The sequence below is a fragment of the Pandoraea sp. SD6-2 genome (genome assembly GCF_000389825.1).
GTDB lineage: Bacteria > Pseudomonadota > Gammaproteobacteria > Burkholderiales > Burkholderiaceae > Pandoraea > Pandoraea communis.
The window spans coordinates 89905-105256 of record NZ_KB944423.1 but is presented as its reverse complement, the minus strand read 5'-3'; the positions used below and the strand labels follow the sequence as shown (position 1 = coordinate 105256).

The 15352-nt window shown below is 63.3% G+C and carries 15 protein-coding genes; 10 read left to right on the top strand and 5 right to left on the bottom strand.

What is annotated here, in order from left to right:
* Positions 1-30 precede the first annotated feature (30 nt).
* Genes glp through moaE form a run of 3 tightly spaced genes read left to right on the top strand, consistent with a single transcriptional unit; the run spans position 31 to position 2076 of the window.
* Positions 31-1242 carry a gephyrin-like molybdotransferase Glp gene (gene glp, locus C266_RS00480; protein ID WP_010803821.1) on the top strand — a complete coding sequence of 404 codons (1212 nt, stop codon included), beginning with the start codon at positions 31-33 and terminating at the stop codon, positions 1240-1242.
* Positions 1243-1281: 39 nt separating this feature from the next.
* On the top strand, positions 1282-1539 hold the full coding sequence (moaD, locus tag C266_RS00475; RefSeq protein ID WP_010803822.1) for a molybdopterin converting factor subunit 1: 258 nt from the start codon (positions 1282-1284) through the stop codon (positions 1537-1539).
* A gap of 54 nt (positions 1540-1593) precedes the next feature.
* Positions 1594-2076: a molybdopterin synthase catalytic subunit MoaE gene (gene moaE, locus C266_RS00470; RefSeq protein WP_010803823.1), complete on the top strand. Its 483-nt coding sequence runs from the start codon at positions 1594-1596 to the stop codon at positions 2074-2076.
* Between the two features lie 65 nt (positions 2077-2141).
* On the opposite strand, the gene C266_RS00465 is transcribed toward moaE, so the two are convergent.
* Positions 2142-2552 carry a group III truncated hemoglobin gene (locus C266_RS00465; protein ID WP_246831122.1) on the bottom strand — a complete coding sequence of 137 codons (411 nt, stop codon included), beginning with the start codon at positions 2550-2552 and terminating at the stop codon, positions 2142-2144.
* 349 nt (positions 2553-2901) lie between these two features.
* Here C266_RS00465 and clpB point away from each other — a divergent pair, with 349 nt between their 5' ends.
* From clpB to C266_RS00445, 4 genes are all read left to right on the top strand, one after another.
* Positions 2902-5529 carry an ATP-dependent chaperone ClpB gene (gene clpB, locus C266_RS00460; protein ID WP_010803825.1) on the top strand — a complete coding sequence of 876 codons (2628 nt, stop codon included), beginning with the start codon at positions 2902-2904 and terminating at the stop codon, positions 5527-5529.
* Positions 5530-5811: 282 nt separating this feature from the next.
* Positions 5812-6357 (top strand): DUF2306 domain-containing protein, encoded by a 546-nt coding sequence (locus C266_RS25950; RefSeq protein ID WP_010803826.1) that lies wholly within the window; start codon positions 5812-5814, stop codon positions 6355-6357.
* 5 nt (positions 6358-6362) lie between these two features.
* Positions 6363-7526: a sensor histidine kinase gene (locus C266_RS00450; RefSeq protein ID WP_051126082.1), complete on the top strand. Its 1164-nt coding sequence runs from the start codon at positions 6363-6365 to the stop codon at positions 7524-7526.
* A gap of 26 nt (positions 7527-7552) precedes the next feature.
* Complete coding sequence (locus tag C266_RS00445) at positions 7553-8377, top strand: LytTR family DNA-binding domain-containing protein (protein WP_010803828.1); 825 nt, start codon at positions 7553-7555, stop codon at positions 8375-8377.
* Here C266_RS00445 and C266_RS00440 read toward each other — a convergent pair.
* Positions 8340-9239 (bottom strand): helix-turn-helix domain-containing protein, encoded by a 900-nt coding sequence (locus C266_RS00440; RefSeq protein WP_010803829.1) that lies wholly within the window; start codon positions 9237-9239, stop codon positions 8340-8342. The two genes, C266_RS00445 and C266_RS00440, sit on opposite strands and share 38 nt — an antisense overlap.
* A gap of 297 nt (positions 9240-9536) precedes the next feature.
* Between C266_RS00440 and C266_RS00435 the strand changes: the two genes are divergently transcribed.
* Positions 9537-9983, top strand: a complete 447-nt coding sequence (locus C266_RS00435; protein ID WP_051126095.1) for a gamma-glutamylcyclotransferase — start codon at positions 9537-9539, stop codon at positions 9981-9983.
* Between the two features lie 47 nt (positions 9984-10030).
* Here the strand turns inward: C266_RS00435 and C266_RS00430 are convergent, their stop codons facing one another.
* Together C266_RS00430 and C266_RS00425 are read right to left on the bottom strand one after the other, a co-directional pair.
* Complete coding sequence (locus tag C266_RS00430) at positions 10031-10834, bottom strand: VUT family protein (protein ID WP_168162848.1); 804 nt, start codon at positions 10832-10834, stop codon at positions 10031-10033.
* Positions 10835-10839: 5 nt separating this feature from the next.
* A complete protein-coding gene (locus C266_RS00425; protein ID WP_010803832.1) occupies positions 10840-11604 on the bottom strand; it encodes a 7-cyano-7-deazaguanine reductase in 765 nt (254 codons plus the stop codon).
* 342 nt (positions 11605-11946) lie between these two features.
* On the opposite strand from C266_RS00425, the gene C266_RS00415 reads away from it, so the two are divergent.
* Together C266_RS00415 and aceA are read left to right on the top strand one after the other, a co-directional pair.
* Positions 11947-12858, top strand: a complete 912-nt coding sequence (locus C266_RS00415; RefSeq protein ID WP_036661014.1) for a DMT family transporter — start codon at positions 11947-11949, stop codon at positions 12856-12858.
* A 379-nt stretch (positions 12859-13237) separates the two neighbouring features.
* Positions 13238-14560 (top strand): isocitrate lyase, encoded by a 1323-nt coding sequence (aceA, locus tag C266_RS00410; RefSeq protein ID WP_010803834.1) that lies wholly within the window; start codon positions 13238-13240, stop codon positions 14558-14560.
* A gap of 235 nt (positions 14561-14795) precedes the next feature.
* Here the strand turns inward: aceA and C266_RS00405 are convergent, their stop codons facing one another.
* Positions 14796-15233, bottom strand: a complete 438-nt coding sequence (locus C266_RS00405; protein WP_010803835.1) for a universal stress protein — start codon at positions 15231-15233, stop codon at positions 14796-14798.
* Between the last annotated feature and the right edge of the window lie 119 nt (positions 15234-15352).

The following is a 15352-nucleotide window of genomic DNA, read 5'->3' as shown; positions in this document are numbered from 1 at the left end:
CTCTGTCCTCTGACTTCCGGGCCATTCGTCATGCTGAGTACACAAGAAGCGCTTGATGCCGTGCTGGCGGCCGCCCGCCCGCTCGATCGGAGTGAGACGGTCGACACGCTGGCGGCCAACGGCCGCGTGCTGGCGGCCGACGTGATCGCCACCCTCGACGTGCCCCCCATGGACACGAGTGCCATGGACGGTTACGCGGTGCGGGTGGCCGATTTGCCGGGGGGCGAGACGGTGTTGCCGGTCTCGCAACGCATTCCGGCGGGGCAGGCGCCCGAGCCGCTCGCCGGCGGTACGGCGGCGCGCATCTTCACGGGGGCGCCGGTGCCGCAAGGTGCCGATGCCGTCGTTATGCAAGAGCAGTGCGAGGCTCGCGGCGATGGTTCGGTCGTCATTCGTCATACCCCGGCCGAAGGTGAATTCGTCAATCGGCAAGGGGCGGATATTCGGCGCGACAGCGTTGTGCTCGCCGCAGGCATGCGGCTGCGGGCGCCTGCGCTGGGGCTGGCTGCCTCCATCGGTATGGCGAAGCTGCAAGTCGCACGCCGCCTGCGTGTGGCGGTGTTCTTCACCGGTGACGAACTGACGATGCCCGGCGAGACGTTGCGCGCGGGCAGCATCTACAACTCCAACCGCTTCGTGCTGCGTAGCCTGTTGGAGAATCTGGGTTGCGAGATGACCGATTACGGCATCGTCCCGGACAATCTGGCTGCCACGCGGGCGATTCTGCGCGACGCCGCACGTGCCAACGACCTGATCCTCACGTCCGGCGGTGTGTCGGTGGGGGAGGAAGATCACGTCAAACCGGCGGTGGAGGCCGAGGGCCGCCTCAGTCTGTGGCAGATCGCCCTCAAGCCGGGCAAGCCGCTGGCGTACGGTGAAGTCAATCGTGCGGGCGGCGAGACGGCGCACTTCATCGGCTTGCCGGGCAATCCGGTGTCGAGCTTCGTGACATTCCTGCTGTTCGTGCGTCCGTTCATCTTGCGATTGCAGGGTGTCACGGACGTGGCGCCGCGTCGCATCGCCATGCGCGCCGATTTCACGCAGACGAAGGCGGATCGCCGCAACGAGTTCGTGCGCGCCCGGATCAATGCTCAGGGCGGCCTTGACGCCTTTCCCAACCAGAGTTCGGCGGTCCTCACGTCGACCGTGTGGGGCGACGGCCTCATCGACAATCCCCCGGGCCATCGCATCGAAGCCGGGCAGACAGTGGCGTTCCTGCCGTTCTCCGACCTCCTATATTGAGAGACAGGCCCGTTGCATTTGCGGTGGGCCAGCCAGACTATGCAGATCGATCTTCGCTTTTTCGCCAGCGTCCGTGAGGCGCTGAATGTCGCTGAGGAGCGCGTCGAGGTTCCGGCCGGGATTGCCACGGTGGGAGACGTGCGTCAGTGGCTGTGCGGTCGCGGCCCGGTCTGGGCCGAGACGCTGGGGGCGCAGCGCTCGCTGCGCATGGCGCTAAACCATACGATGGTGCCGGCCGCCACGCGCCTGACCGAGGGGTGCGAAGTCGCGTTCTTCCCGCCCGTCACGGGCGGTTGAGCCGCAATCGCTTACCCGCCATAGCGAAACACTGAACAAGGAGACACCGCCACCATGCCGATTCGCGTACAGACGGAGGATTTCGACCTGTCGGAGGAGATTCGCCAACTGCGCGCGGGCGATCTGCGTGTGGGGGCTGTGGCGAGCTTTGTCGGCACGGTGCGTGATCTGAACGACGGCAAGGATGTTTCGCGCATGACCCTCGAGCACTATCCGGGCATGACGGAGAAGGCGCTGGAGGCGATCGTCGTGCAGGCCCGCGAGCGTTGGCGCCTGTTCGACGCGCTGGTGATCCACCGCTACGGCGATCTGGGGCCGGGCGATCAGATCGTGCTGGTCGCTGTCACGTCGGCCCATCGGGGGGATGCCTTCGCCGCGTGCGAGTTCATCATGGACTATCTGAAGACCGAGGCGCCGTTCTGGAAGAAGGAATCGACGCCGCAGGGCGAGCGCTGGGTCGATGCGCGCGAGACCGATACTGCTGCGCGGGACCGCTGGGTGACGGCCGAAACGTCTGGCTCGGCGGAAAATCGCTGATTTTCTGTTTTTTGCTAAAAAACGTCGGCAAACGTTCGGAATTTTCGCCGATCAGGTCATGCGAGTCATGCGTGGGGCTGCGTCGGTCTTGCCTGCTTCACGCTGTCGAGTAGCGCCTTCTGCGCCGGGGGCAGCGTGTACTCCCATCCGAACAGATTCAATTGAAGGCTCTCCGCGATACGGATGGCCGGCTCCGCAAAGGCGAAGGCGGCCTGCGGCTCGAACAGGTTATCCAGCGTATCGAAGAATAGGGCGAGCCAGCGGCTGAAATGCGCTCCGCTCAGGTGACCAAAGGGCTGGTGAGCCTGCGTCACGTTGCCGCGGTACCGTTTTGCGCCGAGCACGATGCTGGACCAGAACCCCACCATTTTTTCCAGATGCATGTCCCAGCGGCCTTCGAGCGCTTGCCGGAAAACCGGCCCGAGCATGTCGTCGTCGCGAATCCGCCCGTAGAACGTGTGGACGAGCAGGCGCACGGCATCTTCGTCAATCTCCGCGAGGCGCTTTTCGGGCCATTCGCCGGGTGTTTGGTGGGATGTTTCAGCAGGCATTGGGGGGAATCACCGGGGTGGGCGCCCGCGCCACTTCTCGTGTTTCGGCGCCGGAACGACGCATGGTGCGGCACGCTAAAAGTGGCTATTATGAGCTTCAAACCTGGGCGTGTCCTGCGGTTGTTTCACGCTGCCGAACCCTCCCGTCGCAAGCCCTGATACCGGCTTTCACCGGCGTGGCGCGAAATGTCAATCGTCGCGCTGTAATGCCCCTTGAAACCCCAGGGGATTGTCCGCACATCCGATCCAGAAAGATTTCTAACCGGAGCACTAGATGCGACAAGACAAATTCACCACGCAGTTCCTGGAAGCGCTGGCTGATGCCCAAAGCATGGCAGTCGGTCGCGATCAGCAGTACATCGAGCCGCTGCATCTTCTCGCGGCGCTGATCGCAGAGCCCGAGGGCGCTGCGCGCTCGTTGCTGCAACGCGCAGGCGTGCAGGTCCAGCCGTTGGCGCATGACGTCGAGACGGCCATTGCGAAGCTGCCGCAGGTGCAGGGCACCGACGGCAACGTGCAGGTCAGCCGAGAACTCGCGGGCCTGCTTAATCAGGCCGACAAGGAAGCGCAGAAACATGACGATAGCTATATCGCCACCGAAATGTTCCTGCTGGCGCTCGCCGACGACAAGGGCGAAACGGGCAAGCTCGCCCGCGCTCGTGGCCTGACGCGCAAGTCGCTGGAAGCGGCCATTCAGGGCGTGCGCGGCGGGCAGTCCGTGAACAGCCAGGAAGCCGAAGGCCAACGCGAAGCCCTCAAGAAATACACGCTTGATCTGACCGAACGCGCTGCCCTCGGCAAGCTCGACCCGGTGATCGGCCGCGACGACGAAATCCGCCGCACGATCCAGATTCTGCAACGCCGTACGAAGAACAACCCGGTACTCATCGGTGAGCCGGGCGTGGGCAAGACCGCCATCGTGGAAGGCCTCGCTCAGCGTATCGTCAACGGCGAAGTGCCGGAGTCGCTCAAAAACAAGCGCGTGCTCGCCCTCGACATGGCGGGGCTGCTCGCCGGCGCGAAATTCCGCGGCGAGTTCGAAGAGCGCCTGAAGAGCGTGCTGAGCGACATTGCCAAGGACGAAGGCCGCACGATTCTGTTCATCGACGAGATTCATACGATGGTCGGTGCCGGCAAGGCCGAAGGCGCGATGGACGCCGGCAACATGCTCAAGCCCGCGCTCGCGCGTGGCGAACTGCATTGCATCGGCGCGACCACGCTCGACGAATACCGCAAGTACATCGAGAAGGACGCCGCTCTGGAGCGTCGTTTCCAGAAGGTGCTTGTCGACGAGCCGAGCGTCGAGGCAACCATCGCCATTCTGCGCGGCTTGCAGGAAAAGTACGAACTGCACCACGGCGTGGAGATCACCGACCCGGCCATCGTGGCGGCGGCTGAACTCAGCCAGCGTTACATTACCGACCGGTTCCTGCCGGACAAGGCCATCGATCTGATCGACGAGGCGGCCTCGAAGATCAAGATGGAAATCGATTCGAAGCCGGAAGTGATGGACAAGCTCGACCGTCGTCTGATCCAGTTGAAGATCGAGCGTGAAGCCGTCAAGAAGGAAACCGACGAAGCGTCGCAAAAGCGCCTGGGGTTGATCGAGGAAGAGATTTCACGCCTGGAGCGTGAGTACGCCGACCTCGAAGAAATCTGGACGGCCGAAAAGGCTGCCGTGCAAGGCAGCGCTCAGGTCAAGGAAGAGATTGACCGGGTGCGTGCCGAGATCACGAAGCTGCAACGCGAGGGCAAGCTCGACAAGGTGGCCGAGCTGCAATACGGCAAGCTGCCGCAGCTCGAAGCGCAGTTGAAGGATGCCGCTGCCGCAGAGGCGGCGGGCCAGCAGGCGCATCCGCGTCTGTTGCGCACGCAGGTGGGCACTGAAGAAATCGCCGAAGTGGTCTCGCGAGCCACGGGCATCCCGGTCTCGAAGATGATGCAAGGCGAGCGCGAAAAGCTGCTCAATATGGAAGCCAAGCTGCATGAGCGCGTGGTGGGGCAGGACGAGGCGATTACCGCCGTGGCCGACGCCATCCGCCGTTCGCGTGCGGGGCTTGCGGACCCGAACCGTCCGTATGGGTCGTTCCTGTTCCTCGGGCCGACCGGTGTGGGCAAGACCGAGCTTTGCAAGGCGCTGGCGATGTTCCTGTTCGATTCGGATGATCACCTCATCCGTATCGACATGAGCGAGTTTATGGAGAAGCACAGCGTGGCGCGTCTGATCGGTGCGCCTCCGGGCTATGTCGGTTACGAAGAGGGTGGCTACCTGACGGAAGCCGTGCGTCGCAAGCCGTACAGCGTGATCCTGCTCGACGAAGTCGAAAAGGCTCATCCGGACGTATTCAATGTGCTGCTGCAAGTGCTTGACGATGGCCGGATGACCGACGGGCAGGGCCGTACCGTGGACTTCAAGAACACGGTGATCGTGATGACGTCGAACCTCGGTTCGTCGATGATCCAGTCGATGGTCGGCGAGCCTCAGGAGCGGATCAAGGACGCGGTGTGGACGGAGATCAAGGATCACTTCCGTCCGGAGTTCCTGAACCGGATCGACGAAGTCGTGGTGTTCCACGGGCTCGACCAGAAGCATATCGAGTCGATTGCCACGATCCAGATCGAGATCCTGCGTCAACGTCTGGCCAAGCTGGACATGACGCTCGAGGTCAGCAAGGCGGCACTCATGCACGTGGCGCGCGAAGGCTTCGACCCGGTGTTCGGGGCACGGCCGCTCAAGCGGGCGATTCAGCAGGAGATCGAGAACCCGGTCGCCAAGCTGGTGCTCTCAGGCAAGTTCGGGCCGAAGGACACCATTCCGGTCGACTGGCGCGACGGGCGCTTCACCTTCGAGGGCGAAAGCGCTCCGCAGGTGAGCAACGAGACCGAAGCCACCGCCGGGTAAGCCTGAGTAGGACAAACCTGATCGATCCCCGTGCTCCGAGAGGAGCGCGGGGATTTTTTTGTCTATTTTTTTACGCGTGACACCTGGCATCGTCGTGTCACAATCATCGGCGAAAATGCGCGGCCGCAGCACGTCACCGCGCGATGCCCGCCGCCCGTCGCTTGCCGTTCGCGCCGGCCGTTCGCCGTTGGCGGCGTGTTGACGCCATTCGTCGCAAGACGGCTGCGTGCGTCGGGACAGGTTTTTATCGTAGCGCCATGATCCGTACACAGCGAGGACGTCATGGCGACGATGGTGGGAATGCACTTGGGGGCTGCGGTAGCGGCCGTACTGTTGGGCGTCGGTATTCTGCTCATGCGACGCGGCACATCGCGGCACCGTTGGGTCGGCCGGTTGTGGGTGGCGGCGATGGCCGTGACGGCAGCGACGAGCTTCGGGATCCGTGAACTCGGCGGGGGCCATCTGTCGTGGCTGCACGCACTCTCGGCTTACGTGCTGACCGGTCTGGTGCTGGCGGTGGTGGCGATACGGCGGGGTAACGTGAGCGCACATCGCCGGCAGATGCTGGGCCTGTACGCCGGGCTAGTGATCGCCGGCGGCGCTGCCGTCCTGATGCCGGGGCGGGTGCTCAACAGCGCGCTGACGCAGATGTGGCACCATGAGGCAACCGCCGCGCCGGGGGGCGCAGGTGGGGCGAGCGGCACCGAAACGTCGGTCACCCGCAACGGCAGGAACAGCGATAAGCAAGCAGGGGCACTAAAACAAACGCAAAGGGCGCCAGAAGCCGGGCCAGGCTCGCTCGCCATGACAGGCGGGGCAGGCGCATGAAACGCATGTCGACGATGAGACAACCGCAATCCGTTGAGCGCGCACACGCAGGCCCCGTCAAAGTGACGAGAGGCCTGTGGCCGACGTTTTTTCGCGAACTCGTGGGTGTGGGGCTCTTCAACACGGTCATCGCCCTGATCCTCTTTTTTGTCGGTTTCGGTGGCACCTTCGTACAGAATTTCGTTTTCAGTCAGTGCATCGGCATTTCCATCACCGCGTTTGTCGACGGTGGACGGCGCGCGATCTGGCGTGACGGCGCGCCGGCGACGGCGCCGTTCCTGCTGCTCGTGGCGTTCGGTTGTGCGGCCGGGCTCGTGTCAGGCATCGCCATCGGTACCGCGCTGCTGGGACTGCCGATCTCGATGTGGCGGCCGTTGAACGGACACTCGCTGCCCATCGTGCTGCTCATCGCGTTGCTTGCCACCGGCATCGGCACGTATCACGGGTGGTCGCGCGCGCGGCTGTCGCAGTTGCGCGAAGCGACGGCGCAGCAGGCGCTGCGCGAGGCGGCGGCGGAAAAGGCACTCGTCCACGCACAATTGCAGACACTGCAGGCGCAACTGGAGCCGCACTTTCTGTTCAATGTGCTCGCCAATCTGGACTCGCTCATCGCGAGCGATCCGGCGCGCGCACGGACCTTGCTCGGGCATCTCAACCGGTTCTTGCGCGCGTCGCTCGCGGCCACACGGGCCAAGGTCACGACGTTGGCCGACGAATTCACGCTGCTCGAAGCCTTGATGGCGATCCAGCAAGTGCGCTTCGGCGAACGGCTGCGTTACACGCTCGATTTGCCCGAGGATTGCCGCACGTTGCAGGTGCCCCCGATGCTGGTGCAACCGCTTGTCGAGAACGCGGTCAAGCATGGTGTAGAACCGCTTGCAGGCGGCGCTTCGGTGGATGTCAGCGCCCGGCGCGAGCGTTCGGCGAACGGCGAATGGCAAGTGGTGGTGCGCGTGGCGGATGACGGCGCGGGCTTTCGTGCCGCCGTGCGAAGCAATGTGCCCGAGCCTGCGGGGGGCGTCGGCCTGACGAATATTCGAGAGCGCCTGCGGGTGCTCTATGGCGACACTGCGCGCCTCACGCTCACCGAGAGCGTGCCGCGAGGCGTTGTCGCAACGTTGCGTTTGCCTGTGGGGTTCTCCGGGCCGCAAACGGTGCCAACGGCATAGGTTTCCAGTCCCAGAGAGTGCAGTGCATGACATCCCCCGTTGCCCTGATTGCCGAAGATGAACCTTTGCTCGCCGACGCGTTGCGCACCATGCTTGCGCAGACGTGGCCCGGGTTGCATGTGCTGCCCGTAGCACCGGACGGGACGTCGGCGATTGCCGCCATCGCGCAGACACAGCCGGATGTCGTTTTTCTCGATATCTCCATGCCTGGCGCGACCGGACTCGACGTCGCTCGCGCATGCGCGCGGCTGGCCCGGCCGCCGCAGATCGTGTTCGTGACGGCGTTCGATCGGTTCGCGCTCGACGCGTTCGACGCGGCCGCCGTTGACTATCTGCTCAAACCGGTGGAGCCCGATCGTCTGGCGCGCACGGTGGCACGGGTGCGCGAACGTCTGGCCATGCCGGACAGCAACGCGCTTTCGCAACTGCTGACGACATTGCGCACGCATCTGGAGGCGGGAGCCCAGTCAGGGCAGCAGGACGGCGCGCCGGAGCCACGTATCGCCCCGCCCACGGATACCCGCGAGTATCTGCGGTTTGTCCGGGCCTCGGTGCACGACGAGATTCGCCTCGTCCCCGTCGAGGATGTGTGCTTTTTCGAGGCCGCCGACAAGTACGTCGTGGTGGCGACGACCGATGGCGATCTGCTGATCCGCACGAGTCTGCGTGAATTGATGCCGCAACTCGATCCGTCGCGCTTCTGGCAGGTGCATCGCAGTACGGTGGTCAACGTTGCCGAAGTCGTGAGCGCACAGCACACGCCGTTGGGCCGTCTCACACTCAAGCTCAAGCGTCGCAAGGATCGCGTGGCGGTCAGTCGTCAGTACGCGCATCTGTTCCGGCAGATGTAGCGTCGGGAACGGTGGCGAAGAACTCGCTGGGGGTGCGTCCGAAGGTGCGTTTGAACATCGCGGAAAACGCACTCTGACTTCGATAGCCCAATTCCCTGGCGATGCGGGCGAGCGGATATCCCTTCGATGCGAGCGGAATCGCCCGTGCCAACACAACATGCTGGCGCCATTGCACGAAACTCATATTGAGTTCCTGCCGGAACAGCCGTCCGATGGTACGCGGGCTGGCGCCTGCGTAGCGGGCCCATTGATCGAGTGTCCAGGCGCGCGCCGGATCGACCAGCATCGCGTTGCATAGGGTGAGCAACCGCTTGTCGCGCGGTAGCGGCACCTCCAGGGGCAACGGTGACGCACGCCGCAACTCGTCAAGAATCAAACCCCCCAGTAGTTGCTCGCGGGGGGCATCAAGGGTGTCCTCGGGCACGTCGATGGCCGCGATCAACTCGCGCAGCAACGGCGACACCTCCACGACTCGGCAATGATCGAGTCCCGCCGGGATGACGTCCGGATGGACGTAAAGCGTGCGCAGGTACGAAGGTTCGTTGACTTGCAGGCTGTGCACGACATTCGGCGGAATCCAGATCGCGCGCGATGGCGGTACGATCCACGCCGCATCGGCGACCGCAATCTGAATGACACCTCGTGGCGTGTACGCGACCTGAGCCCAGGCATGCTGATGGTCGGGCACGCGGATGCCGTCGCCCAACGGCCGTGCGCGCAGCCGCACCGGGCGCGCCTGGGTCGGCATGAATGCCGTGGGCAAAACATACGGTCCGGGGTCGACCGGTGATGACGTGGCGGCATCGGCGCCCGGTGGCTCGGCATCCAACAGGCCGGGTGACACGGGCATGAGGTTGGGCATGGCGTAATCGCGACAATTTGAGTTTCATAAGTGTAAATCAGCCGCGCATGGGCGTTAGGGTCTCTCGGTTTCCATCGGTCGCTCAAGGGCGCGTGCCACAGCTTTCCGGGCGGCAAAGACGCTATGATCCAAGTCAGTATGCGGCGGACGCCGCTATATGCAGCCACAGGCGGTTATCGGCGGCTATCGGCGGCTATAAATGGCCCGACGCCTTTTCCTTCGTTCCCTGACGTTCTTCTGATCTAACGTCAGCCAATTCCGATCTGGATGTTCGTGATGACAACGGTAACGCGTGAGATGTGCGACGCCCATGACGCCTCGGACGAGGCAATCTATGCCTTCGTCTATGGCACGCTGCGTGCGGGAGAAATCAACGACATGATGCGAGCGGCCGCACGTCACGGCATTGCGGCGCCGGTCTACGTCGGCAGCGCGTCACTCGGTGGGCGGCTGTATGATTTCGGACACTATCCGGGCATGGTGCTCGCTGAAGCGGGCCAACATGTGACCGGTGACATTTACCGGATTCCGGCGGCACTGATCCCCGTGCTCGACGAGATCGAGGCGGTCTATCCGGGCGAGGCGGGGTTGTTCGTTCGGGAGATGCACGACGTCGCGTGCGACGGCGCGACGTATGCATGCATCGTTTATCCAGTGAGCGAATCGGCGGTCAGTCAGTTGCCGCAGATTTCAGGAGGCGATTGGGTTGCCTACCGTCGCGAGCGCGATGCCAACGCCGCCTGACCTGAGGTCTTTGCGCCACCAGCGTTGACGTAGTTGCCCCGCGCGCGCTATCTGCCGATGGCGAGTTGCCGAAGCATCGACATCGGAAAGCCGAACGGATTCAGCGAGGTCGCTACGTCGTAATGGTCGATGCCGTCTGCGCGTTTGAGCAGACGCGCGAGACCGACTGTCAACGGCAGCACCAGCCATTGCAGCGCGCACTTGAAGACGAACTCGAGTCCGGCCATTCGGGCCATCGCGTCGATGTCGAGCACATAGGCGAATGCCACCGCCACAAACACGACCGTGTCGAGCATGGCGGCCAGCGCGTTGCCCATCATGAGGCGCACGCTCGCCAGCCGGCCGTGCATGGCCACCTTCATGCGAGCGAGGGTGGCGGCGTTCGCAAACTCCCCCACGAGGCACGCGGAGACCGACGCGAGGAACATGTGGGCAATGGCCCCGAACCAGTGGCGTTGCACCTCGTCGGTGAAGCCGGTCTGTGCTGCCCAGGCGGCATCGGTCGGCAGGCACGACATCAGCCATAGAAATCCGATCATCACTAGATTGGCCGAGAGACCGCTCCAGATCACGATACGGCTGATGCGGTAGCCGTAGACCTCCGTGAGCACCGACGAAAACAGATACGCGAACGGGAAGCTGATCAGCGCGGCGGAGAACGTCAGCCGGAGCGGCTCGTCCCCGATCGACCAGGGCAGCGTGACTTCACACACGCGCGCACCGAGCGCATTCGAGATCAGAAGGAAGCTCACGAAGGCAATCGCGAGCACGATCACGGCCGGCGTGATGCGTGTGGCCTGGCGCGAAGGGGGAGTGGTACAGGCGGGTGGCGTAGAGGCGGTATCGGTCATTGCAATCATTGGCGAACGGTGCGGACGTTGGAAATGGCAATGGCATGCGTGGCACGTACGGGGTTGATATCGATGCCGTGACGTCGCGTGAAGCGTGCGCCGACGGCCAGTCTTGTCGGGGCGCATTGGGCGAGCACGTCGGCGAAGAGCTGGTCGACACATTGTTCGATCAGCATGGCGCTATCGCGGTACGAGAGAATGTAGGCCAATAGCGAATGCCGACAAATCGGCTCTCCCGTGTAGTCGAACCAGACGGTTCCGTAGTCGATGCCATCGGTCAGCGGACATCGCACGCTCAGCAGGTCGGAGGTCAGGCACTCGTGAAGCGGCGATGCAGGTGAGGTGTCGGCGTGACGGGCATGGCGCAGGAGGTCGGCCTGTACGCCGCCGCGCACTACGCTGACCGGTGCCAGATCGAGGCTCAGCGCGCCGGGCCCGCATGCAGTGGTCGTGCGCACGGCTTGCCTCACGGGTGTCGTGCGCACGAGGACATAGGCTTGCAGGCCGCGCGATAACTCGCCCGCCAAGTGCGCTTCGACCGCGTCGGCCGATTCGAAGCATTGGTCGCGCAGTGTGAGGAAGTAGCGTTGCGCGTCCGACATTTCCAGTGTGTACGGAGAATCGCACGGGATCAGGAGTTCCACGACAGCGATCTGCGGCCGCTCATGCATGTCCAGCCACGTGACTTCGTAGTGATTCCAGAGGTCGTACCCGCGTGGCGTCACAACCGGCAGCGGACCAGTCGAAGGGGTTCGATGCGGCAAGCGCATGCGGGGTATTGGATGGATGCCAGCAGACTTGGGGGCGGGCGGCGCGGCGGCGCTATGGTGCCCCCTCAGCGGGGATAAAGAGCGCAAATCGTGATGCAGCATGGGTTGTGGGATCTCCGATGGGCGGCCGATCACCATATCGCGCAATGTCCTTCTGGTTCAATGCGTGGATTCTGAAAATGGGCCGGAGGGCGATCCGTGAGATCTCGCCGTCCGGTTTGACGATGGGCTGGCGGGTGCGCGTGCCGCCATGTCCGAATATGACCAGCGTGCCGGACATCGATGTGGGACGATTCACGCGTTCCCATGTTTCCGGCGGCCGGTCGCGCCGCCTTTTCGACCATGCGCTCATCTGACATTGCCCGTTTACTGACGCTCGCCGCCATCTGGGGCGCGAGCTTTCTTTTCATGCGCATCATCGTGCCCGCACTCGGGCCATTGCCTACGGCCTTCCTGCGCGTCACCTTCGGTGCCGTGGGGCTGGCGGTGATTCTGCTGGCGTTGCGGGTTCGCTGGGAGTTCAAGGGGCTGCTTGGGGCGTCGATGGTGCTCGGCGTGATCAACTCCGGCATTCCGTTCGTGATGTACTGCCTGGCCGCCCGTGTGCTGCCTGCCGGTTACTCTGCCATCCTCAACGCGACGACACCTCTCATGGGCGTCATCATCGGCGCCCTGTTTTTCCATGATCGCCTGACGGGGGCCAAGGCGCTGGGCGTGTTGCTCGGTCTGGTCGGGGTGGCCGTGCTGACGCGCACCGGCCCGGTCACGATGTCCGGGCCGGTGGTCATGGGGGCGCTGGCGTGTCTCGTCGCGACGTCCTGCTACGGTTTGGCGGGCTATCTGACCAAGCGCTGGATCACCGATCGAGGTGGCCTCGACGCCAAGCTCGTGGCGTTCGGCAGCCAACTGGGCGCCGCCATCGTGCTGCTGCCGTTCTTCGGCTACGTATCGGCGACGTCTGGCATTCCCGGCCCGGCCACGGGCGGTGTCTGGGCTGCAATGGCGGCGCTCGGCTTCCTGTGCAGTGCAGTGGCCTATATGTTGTTCTTCCGCCTGATTGCGGATCTCGGCCCGCTGCGCTCGCTGACCGTAACTTTCCTGATTCCGCCGTTCGGCGTGCTGTGGGGCGCCTTGTTCCTGAATGAGGCGGTCACGATGGCGCATTTCTTCGGCGGCTGTTTCATCGCGCTCGCGGTGTGGCTCGTGTGCAAGCCACCAAAGGCCGTGCCATCCACCCGTCGCGTGGCGTCATGACCTGAGCGCCGGGCAATTCTGCCCGCATGGAGGGCACCCCGATCCAAGCCGGTAACCACTGTTACCGGCTTTTTTCATGATGCGGAATGCCTTTGCGGTGCGTAAAAATTTGCGCTGCTTGGCACAACGCCGCAATTTCAGGAAGGGAAATATCGTTTCACATCAAGAAATTAACCTCATATCTATTTGATTTTAATGAATAAAAAATATTATTTAAGATGCTAATTTTCTCTGTTGCATCGCATGAGAAATGCCTACACTCTTATACAAGACCTGCCGATTTGGAAACGCCGAGAGTGGTCAACCGCAGTTTCGGCAACGACAAAGCAGCAAAGCGTCACCCCTCTTTATTTGTATTGAGAAACTAGGAGAGATCATCATGGCGACTCGTCAAGAGCAAGTGAAACAACTCGAGCAGGACTGGGCGAACAATCCGCGCTGGAAGGGTATCAAGCGTGGCTATTCGGCCGAAGACGTGGTGCGTCTGCGCGGCTCTATCCAGCCGGAACAAACGCTTGCCCGTCGCGGTTCGGAGCGCCTGTGGAGCATGATCAACGACGAGCCGTTCGTGAACGCGCTTGGCGCACTGACGGGCAATCAGGCCATGCAGCAGGTCAAGGCCGGCCTCAAGGCCATCTACCTGTCGGGCTGGCAGGTCGCCGGCGACGCGAACCTCGCAGGCGAAATGTACCCCGACCAGTCGCTGTATCCGGCCAACTCGGTGCCGCAGGTCGTGCGTCGCATCAACAACACCTTCACCCGTGCCGATCAGATTCAATGGTCGGAAGGCAAGAACCCGGGCGATGAAGGCTATATCGATTACTTCGCGCCGATCGTGGCCGATGCGGAAGCCGGCTTCGGCGGCGTGCTCAACGCCTTCGAACTGATGAAGGCAATGATCGAAGCGGGCGCCGGCGGCGTGCACTTCGAAGACCAACTCGCCTCGGTCAAGAAGTGCGGCCACATGGGGGGCAAGGTGCTCGTGCCGACGCGCGAAGCCGTGGCCAAGCTCGTGGCGGCGCGTCTGGCTGCCGACGTGCTCGGCGTGCCGACCGTCCTGATCGCGCGTACCGATGCGGAAGCGGCAGATCTGATTACCGCCGACGTCGATCCGACCGACCAGCCGTTCTGCACCGGCGAGCGCACCGTCGAGGGCTTCTACCGTACGCGCAATGGCCTGGATCAGGCAATCGCACGCGGTCTGGCCTACGCACCGTACGCCGATCTGGTGTGGTGTGAGACCGGCAAGCCGGATCTTGAATTCGCCAAGCGATTTGCCGAGGGCATCCACAAGCACTTCCCGGGCAAGATGCTTTCGTACAACTGCTCGCCGTCGTTCAACTGGAAGAAGAACCTCGACGACGCCACCATCGCCAAGTTCCAGAAGGAACTCGGTGCCATGGGCTACAAGTTCCAGTTCATCACGCTGGCCGGCTTCCACAGCCTGAACTACTCGATGTTCAACCTGGCGCACGGCTACGCCCGCCGTCAGATGAGCGCCTTCGTGGAGTTGCAGGAAGCGGAATTCGCCGCTGCCGACAAGGGCTTCACGGCAGTCAAGCACCAGCGCGAAGTGGGTACGGGCTACTTCGACGCCGTCACGCAGACGATTGAGCGCGACGCATCGACCACGGCCCTGAAGGGTTCGACGGAGGACGAACAGTTCTTCGACGAAAAGAAGGCACAGGTCAAGATAGCCTGACAGGGCTAAGGGAGGGCGCGGCGCGCCCGCCTGCAACGATGCGCGTGGGGGCACATCGTCGTGGGCGGAACGCCGCCGCGTCATGACCGCGCGTCCGGCTTATCCGGCCGGGGGCAGTCCTGACTGTGGTCCCGTCGCGGTGAGGGCTGCAATGCACGCCTGAACGAGAAAGGGCCCGTGAGCTTATCCCGCTCACGGGCCTTTTTTCATGAGTTGCCAGGTTGGCGCAGACGGATCACCGATAGACGAGTACGGGGATCTTCGAGTGCACGAGAACGCGCTGCGTCTCGCTGCCCAGCAACAGGCTGGTGAGTCCACGGCGTCCATGCGAGGCCATCAGGATAACGTCGCACCTGTGGCGTTCTGCTGCGTCAATGATGCCCAGATAGGGCGCAGGGAAAGTGGAGCTGTCGCGATCGAACGGCACACCCGCTGCTGCAGCGGCTTCGGCCAGCTTATCGAGGTGGGCGCAGGCTTCTTCGGCAATGCGCTCGCTGAACGTGGCAGGCGCTTCCAGCACGTACTCGCTGAAGGGGGAGTAAGGATACTCGGCGAGGCAGCAATAGCCCGTCACTCTCGCGCCGAGCGCACGCGCCAGTTCGAGTCCGCCAGTCACGGCCTTTTGAGATAGCTCCGAGCCGTCGGTCGGAATGAGGATGTGGGTAAATAACATATGACCTCCCGCAGTTGGCGTTGCTGAACACGCGTTCACAGGCTCGCGCAGGTATTACACGGTCTTGCACCCAGTCTGCTGTTCCGGCGATCTCGACACTTTTTCGGGTGTCGACATCT

Coding starts and splice junctions, on each gene's coding strand:
- glp (WP_010803821.1), top strand. CDS start 31: ATGCTGAGTACACAAGAAGCGCTTGATGCCGTGCTGGCGGCCGCCCGC.
- moaD (WP_010803822.1), top strand. CDS start 1,282: ATGCAGATCGATCTTCGCTTTTTCGCCAGCGTCCGTGAGGCGCTGAAT.
- moaE (WP_010803823.1), top strand. CDS start 1,594: ATGCCGATTCGCGTACAGACGGAGGATTTCGACCTGTCGGAGGAGATT.
- clpB (WP_010803825.1), top strand. CDS start 2,902: ATGCGACAAGACAAATTCACCACGCAGTTCCTGGAAGCGCTGGCTGAT.
- C266_RS25950 (WP_010803826.1), top strand. CDS start 5,812: ATGGCGACGATGGTGGGAATGCACTTGGGGGCTGCGGTAGCGGCCGTA.
- C266_RS00450 (WP_051126082.1), top strand. CDS start 6,363: ATGTCGACGATGAGACAACCGCAATCCGTTGAGCGCGCACACGCAGGC.
- C266_RS00445 (WP_010803828.1), top strand. CDS start 7,553: ATGACATCCCCCGTTGCCCTGATTGCCGAAGATGAACCTTTGCTCGCC.
- C266_RS00440 (WP_010803829.1), bottom strand. CDS start 9,239: ATGCCCAACCTCATGCCCGTGTCACCCGGCCTGTTGGATGCCGAGCCA.
- C266_RS00435 (WP_051126095.1), top strand. CDS start 9,537: ATGTGCGACGCCCATGACGCCTCGGACGAGGCAATCTATGCCTTCGTC.
- C266_RS00430 (WP_168162848.1), bottom strand. CDS start 10,834: ATGACCGATACCGCCTCTACGCCACCCGCCTGTACCACTCCCCCTTCG.
- C266_RS00425 (WP_010803832.1), bottom strand. CDS start 11,604: ATGCGCTTGCCGCATCGAACCCCTTCGACTGGTCCGCTGCCGGTTGTG.
- C266_RS00415 (WP_036661014.1), top strand. CDS start 11,947: ATGCGCTCATCTGACATTGCCCGTTTACTGACGCTCGCCGCCATCTGG.
- aceA (WP_010803834.1), top strand. CDS start 13,238: ATGGCGACTCGTCAAGAGCAAGTGAAACAACTCGAGCAGGACTGGGCG.
- C266_RS00405 (WP_010803835.1), bottom strand. CDS start 15,233: ATGTTATTTACCCACATCCTCATTCCGACCGACGGCTCGGAGCTATCT.